Source organism: Streptomyces sp. NPDC003284, from assembly GCF_053589675.1.
In genome coordinates, this window is sequence record NZ_JBSFSI010000015.1 from 59,940 (window position 1) to 80,376 (window position 20,437).

The window sequence follows — 20,437 nt, forward strand, 5'->3', positions numbered from 1 at the left end:
GGATCCGGACCGGGTGTGCGCCCGCGGGCCGGGGCGTCACCAGCCGGGGTAGCGGTCCCACCAGTGCGGGTCCCAGCCCGGGACGTACTCGCTGCCGCTGGGCGAGTCGTCGAGTTCCGTGACCAGGTCGCGGGCCAGGGTGTCGAGGACCCAGGCCAGTTCGTGGCGGGCGACCAAACCGGCGGGGAGCGCCTCGGCCCCGTGGGCGGCGCCGAGCAGCGCGCCGGTGACACAGGCGACGGAGGCGCCGTCCGGGGCGCCCGCGGCGAACTCCAGGGCGGCGCGGACCGCCGTACGCCCGGGGAAGGAGGCCGCGGCGTAGAGGCCGCCGAGCAGGGCCGAGGGCGCGGTGGCGTCCGGGGCGAGGCGGGCCAGCCGGGTCCGGTCGGCGGGGTGCTCCTGCGCGTACCGCAGTACCGTCACGAGCCGGTCGTGCTCGTCGGCGGTGACCGGCCGGCCCGCGGACGGCAGGGCCGCGACACCCGCGTGCAGCGCGGGCCCGGCCGGGGCGCCGGTCCCGGAGGGCGGGCCGGGCGCCGCCGCCGGGCGGGTCAGGCAGTGGTGGGCGAGGACCGCCGCGTGGACGGTGGCGGACTGGGCGGCGGCGTCGCCGTGCGTGAGGGCGGCGACCGCGGCGGACTGGGCGATGCCGCCGAGTCCGGTGACCGCGATCGGCAGGCCCCGGGTCAGTGCGTGGGAGCCCCGGCTCCCGGTCGCCATCCGCTCGTAGCCGTCCTCGATCCGGGACAGGGCCGCCACCGTGGCCGGTGCGCTGCCGCGCCGCTCGGCCAGCGCGGGTACGGCGGCGAGCCAGCCGTCCGGCCACGGCGTGCTGCCGTGACTCGCCCAGCGGCGGCGCATCGTCGCCGTCTCGATGCCTTGCAGGAAGGCCCACCGGCAGTAGGCGTGCAGGACCACGCCCGGTGCGTGGCAGATGCCCTTGTGGTTGCCGCGGACCTGTGCGCGGATGATGCCCTCCGCGGTGAAGCAGGCCAGTTGGGTGCTGACCCCGGCCCGCAGCGGGCCGGCGGCGGGCAGTTCGCCCCGTGCCGCGCCCAGGGTGTCCCCGAGCGCCAGGCCGAGCATCATCCCGCGCACCCGGGACTGCTGTCCGAGCAACTGCCGCTGGGGGTCCTTCTGGTGGGGCACGCCGGGGGCCTTTCCTCGGACGCGGGCACAGGTCTTCATGATGGCCTGGTCCGTTTCGTTGCTGCTGTCCGGGGTCGGTTCCGGAGGAACCCGGCCCGGCGGCGTCCCGGCATTCCCGCGTTCCTCCTGGCGGACCGTGTTCGCGATGGCCTACGGCCTGCCCGTTGCCGTCATGTCACAGTGCGGCGAACGCGGCCTCCACCGCCTCGCACGTGGAGTCGAGTTCGGCTCCGGTGATGCTGGCGGGGACGAACCAGCAGGCCAGGCCGTAGGCGTTGGTGTGGATGCCGCGTCTGAAGAGTTCGTGGCGGAAGGTGTCGTGGCGGGCCTGGTCGGCGCCGAGGAGGTCGCGGTATCTGCGGGTCGGTGCGCCGTCGGGGGTGAAGACGGCCTGGAACATGGCGCCCACGCCCTGCACCGCGCACGGAACGCGCCGGTCGTGAGCGGCGCGGCGGATCGCCTCCATGACACGTTCGCCGCTCTCCCGCAGGTGTGTGACGACCTCGGGCCGGTTCAGCCGGCGCAGGGTGGCCAGCGCGGCGGCCGCGCACAGCGGCGAGGCGTTGTAGGTGCCGCCGTGTCTGACCCGGCCCTCCGCGACGGATTCCAGCACCTCCCTGCGTCCGGCGAAGGCGGCTATGGGCAGGCCGCCGCCGAGAGCCTTGGAGAAGACCGCGAGGTCGGGTACGACCCCGAACATGCCCTGGGCACCGCCGGGACCGGTGCGGAACCCCGTGCACACCTCGTCGAAGACGAGCACGATGCCGCGTGCTGTGCATTCCTTCCTCAGCAGGTCCAGATAGCCGGGCTGCGGCATGGTGCAGGCGTTGTTGGCCACGATCGGCTCGCAGACGACCGCTGCCAGCTCACGGCCGTGGGCGTCGAGCGCGGTTCTCAGGGCGATCGGGTCGTTCCACTGGCAGACGACGACGTCGTCCACCACCCCGGCGGGGATGCCGGGTGAGTGGGGTACCGACACCGGGGCGGTGTCGGGGCCTGCCTCGACGGCCGTCGGGCGGTTGGAGACGGCCAGGGTGTCGGTCCAGCCATGGTAGTGCCCCTCGAACTTGAGGATCTTGGAGCGCCCGGTGTGGCCGCGCGCCGCGCGTACCGCGCCCTGCACCGCTTCGCTGCCCGAGTTGGCGAAGCGGACGAGTTCCGCGCAGGGCACCATGTCGCGGATCAGTTCGGCGAGTTCCACCTCCAGGGTGTTGCAGGTGCCGAACATCGTGCCGGTCCGCAGGACACCGGTGAGTGCCTCGGTGAGGTGCGGGGAGGCGTGGCCGAGCACCGCGCTGCCGTAGGAGATGAGGTAGTCGATGTACTCGTTGCCGTCGACGTCCCGGATGCGGCTGCCGGATCCGCTTTCGATGTAGAGCGGATAGGGGTGCGGTCCAGCCGAGGTCGCCCGGGAGGAGGAACTGATGCCGCCGGCGAGCGACGCCTGAGCGCGTTCGAACCAGACACGGCTCTGCCGGGTACGGGGCAGCGTCGTTGCACGGGTGTTCATGGGGCCTCCGGTCAAAAGGGGGACGGTCCGCCGGGGCACGGTTCATCGCCGTGCCCCGGTCCGGCCACATACGCCTCGAACCACCGGCCGGGGGTGAGCCGGCCGGACGTGGCCCAGGCGAGCATGCGATGCAGTCCGTCCAGGTGAATGATCCCCTGACGGATAGTCAGGGAATCGTGGTCGGGGCCGCTCACGGGGCGTGTGCTCAGGAACAGCGGCAGGGGATCCGCTCGGCGCTGCCGGGCGATCTTCAGGGAGCACAGGGGATTGGAGCGCTCGTAGGAGGTGCCCAGGGCGGCGAGCCGGTCCACCGCCTCGGTCACGGTCAGTCCGGTGGCGGGGACGAGTTCGGCCTCACCGCCCTCGCCCGCGTGCCAGGGGAGGACCACCTTCCCCACCTCTGGCCCCTCCAGCAGGAGCCGCCGCCAGCGGCCGGGCATTTCCCGCCGCGCGGAGAGGAGGTGCCGTTCGGCCCGGTCGTTGAAGTTGGTGCGATCCTCGGCGTCGTAGGTGTGGTCCTCGGCGAAGCGGCGCAGCACCGCCTCGAAGGGAAGGGTCTCCAGCACCCTCACCGCTCGCGGGCCTCCGGCCGCCCGTACTCGGCGAAGTGCCGTTCGTCGAACAGCTCCGGTCGTCCCGCGGCCAGGCCGCGTGCGCGTGCCACCGCCAGGATCTCTCGCCAGTAGGGCTTGACGGGCGGCCACAGCCGGCCGGTACGGCAGTAGGACCCGTCGATCATGTAGCGCGGTGCGGTCGCGCCCGCGTCCGGGGCGGCGGGCCGGCGCGTGTGGAAGAGCGCCGAGTGCAGTACCACGGTGGAGCCGGGCGGCAGGGTGTCGATGACCGTCTCACCCGGCAGGGTGCCCGTGCCCCGGTGGCTGAGGACGTCCTTGTCCGCGACCTCGCGGTGGGATCCCGCGAGAACCGCCAGCGGGCCCTGTTCCGGTGTCAGGCCGCGGATGTAGTGCAGGGCGTGGACCATGGGAAGCCGCCGGTCCCGCTGGGGACGCTGCTCGTAGTCGTGGTGCCAGCTCTTGCCGGGCGCTCCGGCGGGCCGCCGGTCGCTGTGCAGATGATGGAAGACGAAGGACTCGCCCAACAGGGCGGGGTGGCTGAGCAGTTCGAGCAACGGCGGGTACGCCGCGAGTTCCCCGTGCGCCTCCAGGTCCAGTTCGACGGTCAGCGGAGGCCGTGCGCCGGGTCGGCAGGCGTCGATGGATGCCTGTCGCAGGCCGGTGTCCACCCACTTGTCGGCCTCGGGTACGAGGCGGTCGACGAGGCCGGACGGCAGGAATCCGGGGAGTACGAGGAACCCGTCCTCGGTGAACTGCTCCACCGGGGCGTCGATGGTACGGGTGTCTGTCATAGGCGCGGAACCCCTGGTTCACTTGGTTCACTCGGCTGGCGCCGCGGCGCCGAAGTCCGCCTGCGGCGTGCTGTGTTCGCGCACGGCTCCCGGGATCGGCGGTCCGGGGTCCGCGCGCGTGGCTCGTCCGCCCCCGATACGGGGGGGCTCGTCGGGCGCGCCGCCGTCAGGCGCTGAGCAGGACCTGGATCTCCTTCATCAGGCTCTCCTCCAGCGGGCCGCGCTCCAAGGCCCCGGCATTCTCCTCGACCTGCGCGACGGAGCGGAATCCGGGGATCGGCAGGGCCTGCGGACTGCGCGCCCACAGCCAGGCCAGGGCTCCCTGCGCGAGGGTGCGGCCCCCGCTCATCAGCACCTCCCGGACGGCCGCCACCCGCCGCGCCCAGTCGGGCGCGGGTACGCCGCCCGGCCCGTACCACGTCAGCCAGGAGGGCGGCACGGCGCGAATGTCACGGGCGCCGCCTCCGGACCCGGATCCCGCCGCCTTGGCCAGCAGCCCCATCGCCAGCGGGCTGCGGTTGACGCTGGTGAGGCCCTCAGCCGCGCAGAGGGCGAACAGTTCCGGCGCGTCCTGGAGGACGTTGGCCGCATGCTGGACGGCGAGGCAGTTGGCCCCCTGGGCGAAGAGGGCCGCGCGCCGCGGATCGTCGGTGCTCCATGCGTATCCCCGGACCAGCCCCTCCTGGACCAGGTCCTCGCAGGCTTCGCGCAGCATGAGGGCGCGGTCGAGCGGGGCGTCGGACAGATGGAGCTGGTACAGGTCGACGTAGTCGGTGCCCAGGCGCTCCAGCGAGGCGACGAGCGCGCGGCGCATGTGCTCGGGTGAGTCGTCGGTACCGGTCAGGGTCTTTGTCGTCTCGTCGAAGACGTTGCCCCACTTGGTGGCGATGACGGCCTCGCTCCTCCGTCCCCGCAGGGCGCGTCCGAGGACGCGCTCGCTGTGGCCGGCGCCGTAGGTGTCGGCGGTGTCGAAGAAGGTGACGCCGAGGTCGAGGGCCCGGCGGACGGCGGCGACGGACTCCTCGTCCTCGACCGCGCCCCAGCCCAGCGGGTTGCCCTCCGGGTCCTGCCACTCGCCGCCGATGGCCCAGCAGCCCAGACCGAGCGCCCCGACCGTGATGTCGCTGCCGCCCAGTCGTCTGTCTCGCAATGTGTTCATGTCTCGGCACACTACGTCGAGAAACACACACATACGCAAGTGGCAGATCACCTTCCGTGATCGCGCGGCTTTGATCCGGCCACTCTGCATATGACTTCCGCGCCGGATCGACGGCATGCCTTTCGGTCACCCGGCCCCTCACCTGCGCAGTATGCACGCTCCTTTGAGTGTGAGGGCTCGAACATTCTTCGCACTTGTTCACCGATGCGAGGGCGCGGCCGAGAAGGCGGCGAAGGAACGGGGTAGCGAATTCCGGCTCGCCAGACTGACCGGAAGATATATCTGACTCCTCATCAGATCATGAGGTGTCTTCACTGGGCACTGAGTGCCATGCCATGGTTTCGACACGTGTCTCACCGACTCGGGCCGGGCTCACCACAGGTGTCAGCTGGCCTTTCCGTCCGATTCACTGAACGGAAACACTCATGAAACAGTCCGCATTCACATGTGTCTCCATGCCTTCCCCCGAGCGGGAGGTGACCCCGTGCTCCGCCGCGTGGTGATCACCGGCAGCAGCGGCATGCTCGGCACCGCGCTGGCGCGGCGGATGGCCGGGAACGGCTGCGAGGTCGTGGGCCTCGACCTGGCGCACCGCCCGGACGCCGCGGCCACCCGCCTGGTGACATGCGACATCCGCGACGGCGCCGCGGTACGGCGTGCCGTCGCAGGTGCCGACCTGGTGGTCCACAGTGCCTCGGCGCTGCCCAGCTACGCCCCCGCGCAGATCGACTCGATCGTCGTGGAGGGCACGCGTACGGTCCTGGCCGCCGCGGCGAGCCAGGGCGTTCCCCGGGTCGTCCACCTCTCGACGGGTTCGGTCTACGGCCTGCCCACCCAGGTCCCGACACCGGAGACCTGCCCCCGCCGGCCGATCGATCCCTATGGCAGGGCCAAGGCCCGCGCCGAGGAGCTGGTGGAGCGGGCCCGAGCCGACGGCACGGTGATACCCGTGCTCCGGCCCAAGACCTTTCTGGGGCCGGGCCGGCTGGGCATCTTCGCGATGCTCTTCGAATGGGCCGCCGAGGGACACCACTTCCCCGTGCTCGGCTCCGGCCGGGTGCGCAGCCAGATGCTGGACGTCGAGGACCTCGTCGACGCCGTACTGCTCGCCGCCGAGGCCCCGGCCGACGTGGCCGACACCGAGTTCAACGTCGGCGCGGCGCAGTTCGGCACGCTGCGCGAGGACTTCCAGACGGTCCTGGACGCGGCCGGACACGGCAAACGGGTCATCGGCCTGCCCATGCGGCCGGCCGTCGCGGTGCTGGAACTGCTGGCGCGCGCCCGTCTCTCGCCCGTCTACATGCGGCTCATCCGCAAACTCCGCGCCGACAGCTACATGGACATCTCCAAGATCCGTGACCAGCTCGGCTTCGCTCCCCGCTACTCCAACCGCGAGGCGATCTCCCGCAGCTTCGCCTGGTGGCAGGGCCAGCAGCACACAACGGGTGACCGCTCCGGCGGCCGGACGAGCCGCGACCCCTGGCAGCAGGGGGTTCTCCGGCTCGCCAAGGCCGTCTTCTGAACCGTCGCGTGAACGGGTCAGCGCCCCCTCCCCCTCCCGCTCCTGCTCCCCCTCCCGCTCCCCCTCCCGCCGGTTCGAGGAGAGCCATGCACGGTGTCAACCCGGCGGCCCCCGCCGCCGTCCCGTCGTCCCCCACCGTCCCTCCAGCTCCAGCGGTCGCCGGCACACCGGCCGTTCCGGACACCGCTTCCCCCGCCCCCGGGCGGGTGTCCGCCGCCGATCGCTCCGCGCCCGGCATGGCCCGTGCCCTGCTGCGTCTTTCCCGCCCGTATCAGTGGGCCAAGAACCCGCTGGTCATCGCCCTGCCCGCGGTGCTCGTCCACCAGGACGCGGCCCGGACGGCCCTCGCCGTCCTGTGGGCCACGGCGCTGTTCACACTCGCCTCGGTCGCGGTCTACGTGCTCAACGACATCACCGACCGCGAGCGGGACCGGCTCAACCCCGCCAAGAGCCACCGCCCGCTCGCCTCGGGTGCCCTGTCGCCACGTGCCGCCTGGACGTATCTGGCCGTGGTCGCCGCCGCGCTGGCGGTGGGCGTGGCCCTCGCGTCACCGGCCACCGCCTGGCCGGTCCTGGCGTATCTGGTCCTGAACCTCGCCTACAGCTACCGCCTCAAACACGTGTCGCTCGTCGACTCGTTCGTGGTGGCGCTGGGCTTCGTCCTGCGAGCCGTCCAGGGCTACCTGGCCATCGGCGCGCGGCCCTCCTCCTGGCTGCTGCTGACGGTGCTGAGCAGCTGCCTGCTCCTCGTGCTCGGCAAACGGCGCAGGGAGCTGATCGACGTGGCGGGCGAGCACAGGCCGGCCCTCGCCGGGTACTCCCTCCAGCTCATCGACTGCCTGACCATGATCAGCGCCACGCTGACCGCGGTCGCCCTCGGCATCTGCCTGACGGCCGCGCCCGACGCGAGCGGTACCGCGGCCGCGTCCGCCTTCCTCACACTCACCGTGTCGGTCTTCGCCGTCTTCCGGTACCTCCAGGTGCTGCTGGTCGGCGGCGGCGGCGCCGATCCCGTACGGACCCTGTTCAGGGATCGGCTGCTGATCGGCTGCGGTGTGGCGTGGGCGGGCCTCTTCGCGCTCCTCGCCTGAAGACCTCTCCCCCCTCTTCTGAAACTTCTGGATCTTGAAGGCACCCCTCCCCGCCGGCCGCTCCGGCGCACCTGTTCCCGGTGCCGGCGCGGCACCGGAAGGCACCGGCCCGACAACACCGAAAGGACAGCCGTGGCAGAACCACTGGTGTCACTGATCATCCCCAACTACAACTACGCGAGGTCTCTCGGACTGTCCATCCAGTCGGCCAAGGACCAGGACTACCCGAACCTGGAGATCATCGTCGTGGACGACTGCAGCACGGACGGCTCCTACGAGATCGCCCGGTCCCACGGCGTGCGCGTGGTGAGTACCGGAACCAACAGCGGGGTGGCCACCGCCAGGAACACCGGAGCGGCACACGCCCGCGGGAGCATCCTGTTCTTCCTCGACTCCGATGTCGCGCTGCGACCGGGTGCCGTGCGGGCAGCGGTCGAACTGCTCACCGCGCACCCGGAGGCGGGCGCGGTCTGCGGCATGTACGAGCCGGAGCCCTTGATCCGGGACAGCCTCGTCGAGGAGTGCCGCTGCCTCCAGGCCTACTACTGGCGGACCAGTTCCGAGGGCACGGTCAGCTTCCTCATCTCCGCCATGTGCGCCATGCGGGTCGAGGTCTTCCAGGAGATCGGGCCGTTCAATCCGAACCTGCGCCAGACCGAGGAGGTCGACTACGGGCAGCGGCTGAGCCAGCGCTACGACCTGCTGCTGACCCCGGTGATCCGCGGCTTCCACGACGACGACCACGAGATGTGGCCGCTGATCCGCAAGATCTTCACCCGGGCCCGGCTGCGCATCCCGCTCTACGCCCGGCGCAGGAAATTCGCCAAGGGCTTCGAGACGGCCTCCCGCTCCTGGGCCAGCCTGGTCTCGCTGCTGGCGGCGGTCTCCCTCGCGGCCCCCGCCCTGCTGGGACCGGTCGCGTGGGCGCTCCCCGTGGTGCTGCTGTGCGCCGTCATCGGCCTCGACCTCGGCATGTACCGCTTCGTCGCCGCCCGCCGCGGCATCGCGTTCATGCCCAGCTTCATCAGCGTCCAGCTGGCCTTCAACCTCACCGTGGCGGTGGGAGTGGGCGTCGGGACGGTGCACTGGCTCTGCTCGCCGTCGTTCCGCAGACTCTACGACCGCGACCCGGCCGTCCCGGCCGTCGCGCCGGCGCTGTGAAGCCCGGCGACGGGACGGCCGTGCGGGGCACCGCGGCCGGACGGGCGGGCACGGACACCGAGCCCGGCGGCGGACACAGCACCCTCAGGAAGCGGGGCGCGCGGGCCGGCCGGGCACGGCGGCTGCACACGCCCCGGACGCTGACCGCCCTGGCCGTGCTCTGGACCTGCTTCGCAGTGGTGCAGCGCATACTCAGCGGCCGGTGGTGGGTCATGCTGGTCCCCGACCTCGTACCGCCCCTCGCCTTCCTGCTCGTTCCGGTGCTGCTGATCGTGTGGGCCGGTGTCGCCGGGCTGCGGCGCAGGGGCCGGGGGGCGGCCGAGGGCACCGGCGTGCGGGAGTTCGGCACGGCAGCCGGCACCGCCGGCGACAGCGCGGTGAGCGCGGACGGGGGCCGCGCGGCCGTACGCGTCGCCGAGCCGGACACCGGCCGGGCGAGCGGACCGTCCGGGCACCCGGTGCCGCGGCCCGGACGGCATCGCGCGGTCCTGCTCCTGGTGTGCTGCCTGGCCCTGGTCTCCGCCTCGGTCAGCTGGTCACGCAACGGAGTACGGCTCACCGCGCTCACCCACCACGTGTCGTCCACCGCCGGGGACCTGCGCATCGTCTCCTGGAACACCACATGGTGGGGGCAGGACGTCGACACGGACCGCTTCTGGCAGACACTGCGTGCCCAGCGTGCCGACGTCTACCTGCTCCAGGAGTACCTCCACGGCATCGACTACCGGCAGGAGAACCTGAGGCCGGTCGACGATCTGGCCCGGATCCACCGTGAGTTCCCGGGATACCACGTCGTGACCCGCGGGGAACTCATCACCCTCTCGCGGTTTCCGGTCATCGGCTCCAAGCTGGTCGGCACCGGCCAGTCGGTCGCCGACAGACCCGACGCGCCCTGGCTGGAGGTGTACCGGGCGGTCAAGACCCTGCGTGTCGACATCCGGGTGCACGGCCGGTCCCTGTCCCTGTACAACGTCCACATACCGGTGCAGATCGACCCCGGCCCCCAGCTCATCTCCCCCGGTGTCTTCGGCATGCTGCGTGACCGTCAGCGCACCAGGACGGCGCAGTTCCGGGGCCTGAACGCGGAACTGCGCGAGCAGCGCGCGAAGGGTGCCGCCGCCCTCGTCGCGGGGGACTTCAACAGCAGTCCCGCCATGGGGGAGATGCAAGAGCTGCGCAGCACCATGCGGGACGCGGCGGACAGCGGTACGGATCTCTACCCGCACTCCTGGAACGAACTGGTCACCGTCCTCGGGCTGTGGCGGCTGGACTGGGCGTTCTCCACCGGCCCGGTCACGGTCGACAGCTATCGCTTCGACGACATGAACCGCCTGTCCGATCATCGAGCCCAAGTCATGGAGGTGTCCCTGTGACCGGATCCGGCCCGCACGCGGTCCCGCCGGGATCCGCCGACGGCACGGGCGGCGCCTCGCCACCCCGTGTCTCGGTGGTCATCCCGAACTACAACTACGCCAAGACACTGCCGCTGTGCCTGGAATCCCTGCGCCGGCAGACCCTGCCGCCCTTCGAGATCATCGTGTCCGACGACGCCAGCACCGACGGGTCGGCCGACGTGGCCGAGCGCTTCGGCTGCCGGGTGCTGCGGGCGACGGCCAATCAGGGCGTCTCCGCCGCCCGCAACGCCGGCGCCGCCGCCGCCCGCGGTGACATCCTCTTCTTCCTCGACTCCGACGAGGCCCTGTCACCCCGCTCGCTGGAGAACGCCGTACGGCTCCTGGCCGAGGATCCCGGACTCGGATGCGTGCACGGCGTCATAGCCCCCGAACCGCTCGTGGACGACGGCCCCATCGAGTGGTACCGCACCCTGCACGCCCACCACTGGCGGCTCAAGGGTGTGGGCCCCACGCCCACCGCGTTCTTCGCCGCGGCAGCGGTTCCGCGGCATGTCTTCGAGGAAGTGGGGCCCTTCCACCCGGCGCTGCGGGACAGCGAGGACGTGGAGTACAGCGAACGGCTGTCCGCCCGGTACCGCATCCTGCTCACCGCGCAGGTGGAGGCCGCCCACGACGAGGAGCACCGGCTCGGCGCGATGCTGCGCGAGCAGTTCCGCCGGGCCCAGTACCTGCTTCCCTTCGCCGCCGCCCACCGGCGCCGGCCCGGGGCGCTCCGGGCCAACAGCATGGCCGGGGTCGTCGCGGCGCTGTTCACCGTGGCCTCGCTGCCGGCCGTCGCGGTCCCGCCGCTGGCCGTGCTCCCCCTGCTCGGGCTGGTGGCCTTCGCGTGCGCCGACCTGCCGTTGCTGTGCTTCGTCGGGCGGCGGCGCGGGCCCGGATTCCTGCCGCTGTTCGTCGGCCTGCACCTGCTGGTCAACCTCCAGATAGCGCTGGGCGCCGCCACCGGCTGGCTGCGCAGCAAGATCGACCGGGACTTCGGCGCGCCCCCGGGCCACCGCCTCCAGGAGGACGGGACGCCCCCGGCGCGTCGCACCGCACGCTTCGCGTCCCGCGAGCGTACGGAAGGGGGAACCGGATGACCGGGGTCCGCCGCGACGGCAGGACGGACGGCGTCGCGCCTCCCGGGCCGTCGGTGGCCACCGTCCCCGGCCCCGACGGCAAACGCGCTGCCGAGCGCGGGCCCGGCGGGACGCACACCGCGTCTCCCGGCTCCGGCTCCGCCCCCGGGAGACGGAAGTGGTCCCGGCCGGTGCGGCGGGCGCTGGCCGTGGTGCTGGTGGGCGGCGCCGCGTACGGGATGTGGCGGGCCCTGGACGGCAGCGGCCCGGTCGTCAGAGATCTGTTCACCCGCGAGGGCGCGGTTCCCTGGCTGGTCGGCTCGGCTGTCGTCAACCTCGCCGGACTGGCGCTGAGCATGGCGTCCTGGCGCAGCACGCTGGCCGGCGTGGGATCCCCCCTGCGCTGGGGACCCACTGCTGAGATCTTCGGCGCGACCGTCCTGGGCAAGTACCTGCCCGGTCCCTTCTGGAGCGCTCTGGCCGGAGTGCACCTGGGACGTCGCAACGGCGTCCCCGCACAGCGCATGGTCACCGGGTACGTCCTCAACTCGGTGGTGGTACTGCTGACGGCGGCCGTGGTGGGGGTGTTCGCCGCTCCCCGGGCGATGGGCGACGGCGCCTGGTGGCTGCTGCCGGTGGCCCTGGCGCTGGCGGCCCTGCTCTGGAAACCGGCTGCCGTCTCCCGGGCGGCGCGCGCCGCCGCGAAGCTCCTTCGCAGGCCCGAACCGGAGCTGCGGGTCGGGGACAGCGACCTGCGCCGGGCCATCGTCTGGGAAGTGCTGTCCTGGGTCGTCGGCGGCGCGCACCTGTGGATGATCTCGGTGGTGCTCGGAGCCTCCGGCGCCGCAGCACTCGGCCTGTGCGTGGGCGGTTTCGCGCTGGCCGCCGCCGCGGGCGCCGCCGCCCTGGTCGTCCCCGGCGGAGCAGGCGTCCGTGAAGTCGTCCTGATGGTCGTCCTCACCGCGGATCTGCCCTGGCCCCAGGCGGGCGCCGCCGCCCTGGCCAGCCGTCTGTGCTGCACCGCCACCGAGATCCTGGGCGCGGGTACGGCCGTACTGGCGGGCCGCTCGGCGACCGCACGCCGGGGCGGGAGCCCCCTCGGTGTGACGGGGGAGGCACCCTATGGCGCCTGAGACGTCCCCTTCGGCGGTGCTGGCCCTCGGGGCACAGGCGGCCTGGAGCCTGGTGCGCCGGGCCGAGGCGCTGCGGGCCCGGGCCGCCAAGGGCGCGGTGGCCGGTCCCCTGCTCGGGCACGGGCCCGTCTTCCGCGTCCCGGTCGGCACGGCGGGCGCGCCGACCCTCGACGCGCCCCTGGCACTCACGGTGGACGACGGTCCCGACCCCGACTGGACGCCGGCCCTGCTCGACGTCCTCGCCTCCCACGGGGTGCGGGCCACCTTCTTCGTGGTCGGCGCACGGGCGAGAGCGCACCCAGGACTCCTGCGCCGAGTGCTGGCCGAGGGACACCACCTCGGCAATCACTCGCTGACCCACCGCCAGCCGTTCGCCGCCCTGGCGGCCGGGGCGCTCGACCACGAGATCGCCCACACCCAGCGCGTGGTGGCGGACGAGACCGGTGTCGCCCCTGTTCTCTTCCGGGCCCCGGCGGGCGGCTGGTCGCGCTCGGTTCTCGCCGCCGTACGCCACCACGGCCTGACGCCGGTGGACTGGACGGTGGATCCGAAGGACTGGCGCCGGCCCGCTGTCGAGCACATAGTCGAGCGGATCTCACGCGCGCACGCGGGCGACATCATCCTCTGCCACGACGGCGGGGGTGACCGCTCACACACCGTCAAAGCGCTGGATACGGCGCTGACGACGCTGCGCGCTCGCGGGGCGCGCTTCGCTCCGCTGTAGCCCCCGGTCCCGGACGCGCGGGCGGGCGGCCGCCGCACCACCCGCCCGCGCGTCCGGCCCGGCGAGGAGCCGGCTCACGCGTTCTCGTGGTGTGCCTCCAGCGGCTCCAGCATCGCCTCCAGGTTCTTCCGGGCGATCTGCCTGCGGAACTCCCCCGTGTAGGTGGCGTCGCCGGAGTCGTGCATCAGGTCGGTGAGGGCGACCGCGGCGGCCTGGCGCTCCCATGTGTGGTGCAGACAGGTGTCGGAGTAGCCGTCCAGCAGGGTGGAGTCCTGCTTCTCCACCTGCCGGACGATCGCGCGGGCGAGCACGTCGGCGTCGTGGACGGCGAGGCTCATGCCCTCCGCGCTCATGGGCGGGATGAGGTGGGCCGCGTCCCCGAGGAGGTGGAGCCGGCCATGACTCATGGGGCTGAACACCACGCCGCGCAGCGGGACGACCTGCTTGCTGAGGATCCGGCCCCGGGGTTCCACCGGGCCGTCGAAGCGTGCCTCCAGCTCGCTCCAGATGCGCTCGTCCGGCCACTGCCCGACGGTGTCGGTCAGCGGGCACTGGAGGTAGATGCGGCTCCGGTCCGGGCCACGGGTGATCTTCGCGGCGAAGCCGCGGGAGTGCACGGCCAGCACGGACAGGGGGTCCGCCGGGACCGCCGCCATCACGCTGAGCCAGGCGTAGCCGAACTCATGGGTGCGGCAGGTGAGGACGTCGTCGGGGAAAGCGGTCCTGCTGACCCCCTGGTAGCCGTCGCCGCCCGCGACGACGTCGCACCTGAGGGTCCGCGTCGTGCCCTGGACGTCCCGGTAGCGGACCAGCGGCCGGTCGGTCTCGATGTCGTGCAGCGAGACGTCGGCGGCCTCGAAGCGGAGGTCGCCGCCGTCGCGCAGGAAGATCCTGATGAGGTTGCGGACGAGGATCTGCTGCGGGCAGAACACCCCGCCGGTGCCCTCCTCCCCGCCGTGACCGCCGCGCCGCCACTGCCGCAGCTCGCCGTCGATCAGCAGCGGCATGCCCGCGGTGGAGCCGTCGTGGCGGTCGCCCTGGACGGCCTCGCCCACTCCCCACTCGTTCAGCACGCTCACGCCGACGGCGTCGAGGGAACCGGCCCGCTGCCGCTGTTCCACGTACTCACGGCTGTTCTTCTCCAGGACGACGCAGTCGATCCCCTTCCTCACGAGGAAGGTGCCGAGCGCGAGTCCGGCGACTCCGCCTCCTACGATCACCACGGTCGTGTCGTTGCCGGTCTGGGTCATGGGTCTTCGAGCTCCTCGCGGGATGGGGGGTCGCACGCGCCGGAGTGCGGGTGGTCGTCCCACCCGGGCGGCGCGGCGTGCTGGTCCCACTGTGGAACCGCCCGCGGTCCCGGCCAACCGGTGACCGGACACGGCGTACCGGAAAGCCGCCAACATGGCGCGCGCCGAGCGTGTGAGGGCTTGTGCCGACTGCGTCCCTGGCTCCGTCGGCGCGGCCGCTACGGCGATGTCAGGCTGTCGCGCAGGTCCGCGCGGTAGCTGCCCGGGGTCTGGCCGACGACGTCGTTGAAGGCGTCGATGAAGCTGGACGGGTTGGACCAGCCGCACGCCATCGCCGTGTCGGTGACCGACATGCCGTCCGTCAGGTGGGCCAGGGCGTGATGGATGCGCAGGATGGTGCGCCACCGGTGGAAGCTCATCCCGAGCTGGGTGCGGAACAGGCGGCTCAGTGTGCGCTCGCCTGCTCCCGCAGCGCGTCCGAGCTCGGCCAGGGTCGCGGGCCGGGCGGGGTCGGCGTGCAGGAGGTCGGTGACGGCGCGCAGCCGGTCGTCGGCCGGTTCGGGCAGGTGCAGGGAGAGTTCGGGGGTGTCGGTCAGTTCGTCGATGACCACGGCGAGCAGCCGTCCGCGGGCGCCGGGACGGTTCTCGGGCCGGTCCTCGGTCAGGACGAGCACAGCTTCTCGCAGCAGCGGGCTGACCGCGAACACGCTGGGATACGGCAGGAGTTCACCGCACAGCTCGACGGGGACGGTGAGCAGGCGCACGTGGGTGCGGTCGTAGAAGCGGTGGGAGTGGACGAAGCCGGGCGGTGTCCAGGTGACCCGGTTGGCCGGGGCGACCCAGGTGCCGCGCTCCGTCGTGGTGGCGAGCGTTCCGGCGGCCGCGTAGACGAGCTGGCCCGTGGTGTGGGAGTGGGCGGCCAGGGAGTGGCCGTGCGGCATCCACCCCGCTCCGCTGAGCTTCCCCTGGAGTTCGGTGGGCAGCGTGGGCGGCGGCAGCGGGGACGGCACCGGCACCGGCGACTGGCGGCTTTTCGGCATCAGACGCCATCGTACCGATGACCAGCGGCAGCACGGCAAGCGTTGCCCGGAGGACGGCGGAAAACAACCGCGGCCCAGGACACGGCCGTTGCCCGGCCGTCGGCCGCGAAGCCGGACAACGCGGCGGGTTGATCGGTATCGGGGCGGCACTGTCGGTCAACGCGGCCGCCTGCTCGACTGGTCACGGCCCCCGGGACGCCGACGGCCCGGCCGTACTCGCGGCCGGACCGGGTCCCGGGCCTGCGGGCCCGCGGTGGTCCGACCAGCCGCCGTCGAAAGGCCCGTACCGGATGGACGAGAGGACACATACGTGCGCATCAGCAGCTCCACCGACACCACTGGCACCGGCGGCACCGCCCGCGCATCGGGCGCCCGGTCGGCCCGGCGTTCCGCGCGGTTGCTCGCACTGCCCGCCGCCGCGCTGGCCGCCGTACTGGCGTGCGCCGTCGCACCGTCCGCCCAGGCGGCCGGACCCGCCACCGGGTCCACCGCGCGGCTGTCGGGATGCGGTTGGAACAACCCCGGCACCGAGCACCCGTTCTACGAGCACTGCGACACCCGTACCAACGTGTGGATCCAGGTGACCCGCATGTGGCCCAGCGGCGACTACCACCGCTGTGTGGGCCCCGGCAAGACGGTGCTGGACTCGAACGCCACGGGCGCCTGGTACGACAGCAACTACCAGGGCGGCCTGTGCGCGCACCCGGGTGACACCGGGCCGTGAGCCCCGGCGGTCAGCGCGTCGCGGGTCCGGCCGGGCACGGTGGCCGGGGCGTGAGGCCGGGCAGGTAGCGGTGCCAGTCGGCGGCCGTGAGGTCGTCCGGGCCGGTGGTCCGGCACACCCGGCGGGCCACCCGGTCCGGGTCGGTGTCCCACAGCAGCGCCGTCCAGTCCTCGCTTCCCGTGGCCAGGGTGCGCCCGTCCGGGCTCACGGCGAGCGCGTCGACCGGCTTGGCGTGCCCGCGCAGCCCGGCCCACTCGGCGGGGCGGCCGGGGTCGCGTACGTCCCACTGCCGTACGGCGTCGTCGGAGGCCGAGTAGAGGAAGCGGCCCCCGGGGGCGAAGGCGAGCGCCTTGACCGCGCCCGGGAAGTCGCCGCGCGTGGCCAGGAGCCGGGGGTAGGCGGCGGGCCGGGCGGTGTCCCACAGGCACATCCGGCGGTCGTCGCCCCCGGAGGCCAGCGTGCGCCCGTCCGGACTGTAGGCGAGCGTCTTGACCGCGTCGTGGTGGCAGCGCAGTACGGCCAGCGGGCGGGGCCGGTCCGGGCGGCCGACGTCCCACAGGCGTACGGTCCGGTCCCGGCCGCCGGTGGCGAGCGTACGGCCGTCCGGACTGAAGGCGACCGCCTCCAGTTCGTCCCGGTGGGCGGTCCGCACCGCTATCTGCCGGGGCCTTGCGGGGGTGCGGATGTCCCAGATCCGCAGGGTGCGGTCGCCGCCCGCGGTGGCGAGGTGGCGCCCGTCCGGGGCGAACGCCACGGCGTTGACCGCGTCCGAACCGGCGACGACACGCGCGAGCCGGCGCGGGGGACCGGGGCCGCCCACGTCCCACAGCCGCAGGGTGCGGTCGAGGCTGCCGGAGGCCAGCAGACGGCCGTGCGGTGCGAAGGCGACCGAGTTGACCGCGGCGTCATGGCCGCCGAGGACGGCCTCGGGGCGTTCGTGCCGTCCGGTGACGCGCCAGAGGCGGACGGTGCGGTCGTAGCTGCCGGTGGCGAGGGTGCGGCCGTCCGGGCTGAACGCGACGGCGTACACGGAGCTGGAGTGCCCGGCCAGCGCGGGGCCCGGGAGGTCCCACAGGCGGGTGGTGCGGTCGTTGCCGCCGGTGGCGAGCGTACGGCCGTCGCGGCTGAAGGCGATCGAGGTGACGTAGCCGGTGTGGCCGCTGAGCGGGCGCTGTACGGGGGTGCCCGCTCCGGCGGTGGCTCCCTGCTCGGCGGGGGTGCCCTGCTCGGCTGGGGTGCCCTGCTCGGCTGGGGTGCTCGGTCCGGTGGAGGTGGCCGGTCCGGTGGGGGTGCCCGGTCCGGTGGGGGGCTGCGGGTCGGCGGGTCCGGCGATGTCCCAGAGCCGGACCGTGGGGTCGACGCCCGCACCGGCCAGGGTGCGGCCGTCCGGGCTGAAGGTCAGGGCGAGGATCCGGTCCGTGGGGCCGGTCAGCTCCGCCGTGGTGCGTGGCCTGCGGCCGGACAGGTCACGGATCCGCACCGTGCGGTCGGCCTCCGCCGTGGCCAGGCGGTCGCCGTGCGGGGCGAAGGCGAGGCTGTCGGCGGCGGGCAGCCCCCGTACCGGGCGGTCGGGGTGTGTCCAGGCCCGGTCGAGGTGCCATACGGCGGTGCCGCCCGGACCGGTGGCGGCCACGGAGCGGCCGTCGGCGCCGACGGCGACCGACTGGAGGTAGCCGCGGCGCTGGTCGCCGAGGGTGGCGCGGGGGGCGATACGGTCCGTGCCCGCCCCCGTGGCCATATGCGTACTCGCGCGTGTGTCCGTACTCGCGCGTGTGTCCCTGCTTGTGCGTGTGTCCGTGCTCGTGACCGTGTTCGGGAACAGGGAGACGGCGCCCCCGGGTCCGGCCACGGCGAGGTGGCGGCCGTCCGGGCTGAAGACCACCGCGGCGGGGCCGTCGAAGCGCGCCGGGCTGCGCGGCGTCAGCACGGCACGCCGGGTGAGCTGTCCCCCTGGCCCGACCAGCCAGAGGGTCGCCTCGCCCCGGGCGTCCGCCGAGGCCAGCAGGGCGCCGTCCGGACTGAACGCGAGCGAGCGCAGGGCCGTCCGGCCTCGTGCGACGGCCACGGGGCGGGGGCGCGGTCCGGAGGTGTCCCAGACGCGCAGCACGCCGTCCGCGTCGCCCGTCGCCAGCGTGTCCGCCTGCGTGGGCCGGGGGCCGAACGCGACCGCCTCGACCCGTACGTCTCCCTTCAACTGCCGTGCGTACGGGGTGGCGTACATGCTCAGGAGGGCTCCGCGCGCGGCGGCGGTGGGCCGTGTCCGGTACCCGGCGAGCGCCATGCGCAGTGCCTGGGCCGGGTCGGTCCGGCGCAACTGACCGGCCTGCTGCGCCATCTGCTGCGAGCGGGCCTGGTCGCGCTGGCGGGTGGCCTCCTGCCGGGAGCCGACCGCGATCCCGGTGGCGGCCAGGGCCCCGGCCAGCAGGGCGGTCACGAGGGCGAGCAGGCCGCGCAGCCGCCGCCGTTCGCGCAGGGCGGCGGCGCGCTCGCGGCTCCGGGCGCGCAGGCTCGCCGCGAGGAAGTCCCGCTCGTCGCCGCTGAGGGCACGGGAGTCCCGCGCCGACGCCCAGGCGTGGGCCCGGTCCAGCCGTACGCCGCGGTAGAGGGCGCCGGTGTCGCGGCCGACCGCCGCCCACTGGCGGGCGGCCCAGGTGAGTTCGCGGTGCACGCGCAGTCCCTCGCGGTCCTCGGCGAGCCAGTCGCGCAGCCGGGGCCAGCGGCGGATCAGGGTCTCGTGCGCGATCTCCACGGTGTCGTGGTCCAGGACCAGCAGCCGGGCGCGGGCGAAGTGTTCGAGGACCGGGGCCGGGTCGCCGCCGCACAGCTTCAACTCGCTTCGCTGCACCCGGCGTTTGACGTCCTCGGCACCGTCGCCGGGGGCGGTCAGGCGCAGCAGTACGTCGCGGGCGATGCGCTGCCGTGCCGGGTCGAGCGCGTCGTACGCCTGCTCGGCGGTGCGGGCGAGGGCCTCCTCCATGCCGCCGGTGGCCTCGAAGGCGGCCAGGGTCAGGGCGTTGCCGCGGCGCCGCCGCCAGGTCTCGCGCAGGGCGTGGGAGAGGAGGGGGAGCACCGCCGACCGCCCCTGGGCGCGGGCCACCAGCTCGGCCAGTAGCGCCGATTCGACGGTCAGACCGGCCCGTGCGGCGGGCCCGCAGATGACCTGCCGCAGTTCCTCCGTGGTGAGGGCGCCGACCGGCACCTGGTCCTCGCGCATCACGTCGGCCAGCGCGGGGTGGTCGGTGCAGTGGGCGTAGAAGTCGGCGCGCAGGCTCACCACGATCCGGCACCGGCTGCCGGGCGTGTGCGCCGCCGCCAGCAGGGCCGCGATGAAGCGGGAGGCTTCCCCGGGTTCCTCGCACAGGGTGAAGGTCTCCTCGAACTGGTCCACCACGAGGAGGAGTTCGGCCGTCGCGGGCCGGTCGCCCAGCAGCCGCAGGGCGGCGCGGCCCACCGGGTCGTCGTCCCCGGCACCGGCGTCCCTCCGGTGTGCCGCCCGCGGTGCGCGCAGTGCCTTCAGGCAGGCTGCCAGCGGGTGGGGTCCCGGTGTCAGTGTCACCACCTGCCCCTCGGGATGCTCCGCCCGCCAGGCCGGGACGAACCCGGCGTGCAGCAGCGACGACTTGCCCGCTCCGGAGGCGCCCACCACGGCGGTGAACCGGCGGCGGCCCACCCGTTCCGTCAGTTGCCCGATCTGCCGCCGACGGCCGAAGAACCACGGCGCGTCCTCGGTGCGGAAGGCGACGAGCCCGGCGTACGGCGCCTGTTGGCGGTCGCCCGGCGCCTCGCCGGCGGCGGAGTCCTCGCCGCACAGTTCGGCCGCCGTGGCGCGCCAGCGCTCCTCCCACGGCCCGGGTTCGGCACCGCAGGCGCGGACGAAGGCCAGCAGCACGGGCAGGCTGGGCAGTTGACGGCCGGCCGCGGCGGCCGACAGCGTCGAGGAGGAGAATCCGGCCAGCCGGGCCAGTTCCCGGTACGTCGGCCGGCCCGCCTCGGTCCGTAACTCCCGCAGCGCCCCGGCCAGTCGCACCAGCGGACCGCCGTCGTCGTCCAGCGGCCGTTCCCTGCGTGGCATCGCGTCGCTCCCGTCGGTCCTGTCGCTCCCGTCGCCTCCGGCCGTGTCGGCGCCGGTACCGCA

Annotated in this window: 16 protein-coding genes; 8 read left to right on the forward strand and 8 right to left on the reverse strand. The window is 73.6% G+C overall.

Annotated features, from left to right (window positions below; translation table 11 throughout):
• Window positions 1-36: 36 nt before the first annotated feature.
• The 5 genes from ACWDYF_RS27310 to ACWDYF_RS27330 all read right to left on the reverse strand — a co-directional run bounded on the left by ACWDYF_RS27310 (window position 37) and on the right by ACWDYF_RS27330 (window position 5,184).
• On the reverse strand, window positions 37-1,149 hold the full coding sequence (locus ACWDYF_RS27310) for an ADP-ribosylglycohydrolase family protein (protein WP_389468043.1): 1,113 nt from the start codon (window positions 1,147-1,149) through the stop codon (window positions 37-39).
• Between the two features lie 175 nt (window positions 1,150-1,324).
• Window positions 1,325-2,659, reverse strand: coding sequence for an aspartate aminotransferase family protein (locus ACWDYF_RS27315; protein WP_389468045.1), 1,335 nt, complete (start codon window positions 2,657-2,659; stop codon window positions 1,325-1,327).
• Window positions 2,660-2,670: 11 nt separating this feature from the next.
• Entirely contained in the window at window positions 2,671-3,231 is a 561-nt protein-coding gene (locus ACWDYF_RS27320; protein ID WP_389468048.1) for a DUF6309 family protein, read from the reverse strand.
• On the reverse strand, window positions 3,228-4,025 hold the full coding sequence (locus ACWDYF_RS27325) for a phytanoyl-CoA dioxygenase family protein (RefSeq protein WP_389468051.1): 798 nt from the start codon (window positions 4,023-4,025) through the stop codon (window positions 3,228-3,230). Before ACWDYF_RS27325 ends, ACWDYF_RS27320 begins: the two co-directional genes overlap by 4 nt.
• 166 nt (window positions 4,026-4,191) lie before the next feature.
• Window positions 4,192-5,184: an aldo/keto reductase gene (locus tag ACWDYF_RS27330; RefSeq protein WP_381736534.1), complete on the reverse strand. Its 993-nt coding sequence runs from the start codon at window positions 5,182-5,184 to the stop codon at window positions 4,192-4,194.
• 484 nt (window positions 5,185-5,668) lie between these two features.
• On the opposite strand from ACWDYF_RS27330, the gene ACWDYF_RS27335 reads away from it, so the two are divergent.
• From ACWDYF_RS27335 to ACWDYF_RS27365, 7 genes are all read left to right on the forward strand, one after another.
• The gene (locus tag ACWDYF_RS27335; protein ID WP_381736533.1) at window positions 5,669-6,706 is read left to right on the forward strand and encodes an NAD-dependent epimerase/dehydratase family protein; all 1,038 of its coding nucleotides are present in this window, start codon (window positions 5,669-5,671) and stop codon (window positions 6,704-6,706) included.
• A gap of 236 nt (window positions 6,707-6,942) precedes the next feature.
• The gene (locus ACWDYF_RS27340) at window positions 6,943-7,797 is read left to right on the forward strand and encodes a UbiA prenyltransferase family protein (protein WP_389468055.1); all 855 of its coding nucleotides are present in this window, start codon (window positions 6,943-6,945) and stop codon (window positions 7,795-7,797) included.
• Window positions 7,798-7,929: 132 nt separating this feature from the next.
• Window positions 7,930-8,958: a glycosyltransferase family 2 protein gene (locus tag ACWDYF_RS27345; protein ID WP_389468058.1), complete on the forward strand. Its 1,029-nt coding sequence runs from the start codon at window positions 7,930-7,932 to the stop codon at window positions 8,956-8,958.
• Window positions 8,959-8,978: 20 nt separating this feature from the next.
• Window positions 8,979-10,331 carry an endonuclease/exonuclease/phosphatase family protein gene (locus tag ACWDYF_RS27350; RefSeq protein ID WP_389468060.1) on the forward strand — a complete coding sequence of 451 codons (1,353 nt, stop codon included), beginning with the start codon at window positions 8,979-8,981 and terminating at the stop codon, window positions 10,329-10,331.
• Window positions 10,328-11,452 carry a glycosyltransferase family 2 protein gene (locus ACWDYF_RS27355; RefSeq protein ID WP_381736529.1) on the forward strand — a complete coding sequence of 375 codons (1,125 nt, stop codon included), beginning with the start codon at window positions 10,328-10,330 and terminating at the stop codon, window positions 11,450-11,452. The genes ACWDYF_RS27350 and ACWDYF_RS27355 overlap by 4 nt, the downstream gene beginning before the upstream one ends.
• Window positions 11,449-12,564 carry a lysylphosphatidylglycerol synthase domain-containing protein gene (locus ACWDYF_RS27360; protein WP_389468064.1) on the forward strand — a complete coding sequence of 372 codons (1,116 nt, stop codon included), beginning with the start codon at window positions 11,449-11,451 and terminating at the stop codon, window positions 12,562-12,564. Before ACWDYF_RS27355 ends, ACWDYF_RS27360 begins: the two co-directional genes overlap by 4 nt.
• On the forward strand, window positions 12,554-13,288 hold the full coding sequence (locus tag ACWDYF_RS27365; protein WP_389468067.1) for a polysaccharide deacetylase family protein: 735 nt from the start codon (window positions 12,554-12,556) through the stop codon (window positions 13,286-13,288). Before ACWDYF_RS27360 ends, ACWDYF_RS27365 begins: the two co-directional genes overlap by 11 nt.
• A gap of 74 nt (window positions 13,289-13,362) precedes the next feature.
• Here the strand turns inward: ACWDYF_RS27365 and ACWDYF_RS27370 are convergent, their stop codons facing one another.
• Both ACWDYF_RS27370 and ACWDYF_RS27375 read right to left on the reverse strand, forming a co-directional pair.
• Window positions 13,363-14,538: a 4-hydroxybenzoate 3-monooxygenase gene (locus ACWDYF_RS27370; protein ID WP_389468070.1), complete on the reverse strand. Its 1,176-nt coding sequence runs from the start codon at window positions 14,536-14,538 to the stop codon at window positions 13,363-13,365.
• A gap of 218 nt (window positions 14,539-14,756) precedes the next feature.
• Window positions 14,757-15,479 carry an AraC family transcriptional regulator gene (locus ACWDYF_RS27375; RefSeq protein ID WP_451584308.1) on the reverse strand — a complete coding sequence of 241 codons (723 nt, stop codon included), beginning with the start codon at window positions 15,477-15,479 and terminating at the stop codon, window positions 14,757-14,759.
• 409 nt (window positions 15,480-15,888) lie between these two features.
• On the opposite strand from ACWDYF_RS27375, the gene ACWDYF_RS27380 reads away from it, so the two are divergent.
• Complete coding sequence (locus ACWDYF_RS27380; RefSeq protein WP_389468077.1) at window positions 15,889-16,302, forward strand: DUF6355 family natural product biosynthesis protein; 414 nt, start codon at window positions 15,889-15,891, stop codon at window positions 16,300-16,302.
• A gap of 10 nt (window positions 16,303-16,312) precedes the next feature.
• Here the strand turns inward: ACWDYF_RS27380 and ACWDYF_RS27385 are convergent, their stop codons facing one another.
• Window positions 16,313-20,374, reverse strand: a complete 4,062-nt coding sequence (locus ACWDYF_RS27385) for an nSTAND1 domain-containing NTPase (protein WP_389468082.1) — start codon at window positions 20,372-20,374, stop codon at window positions 16,313-16,315.
• Between the last annotated feature and the right edge of the window lie 63 nt (window positions 20,375-20,437).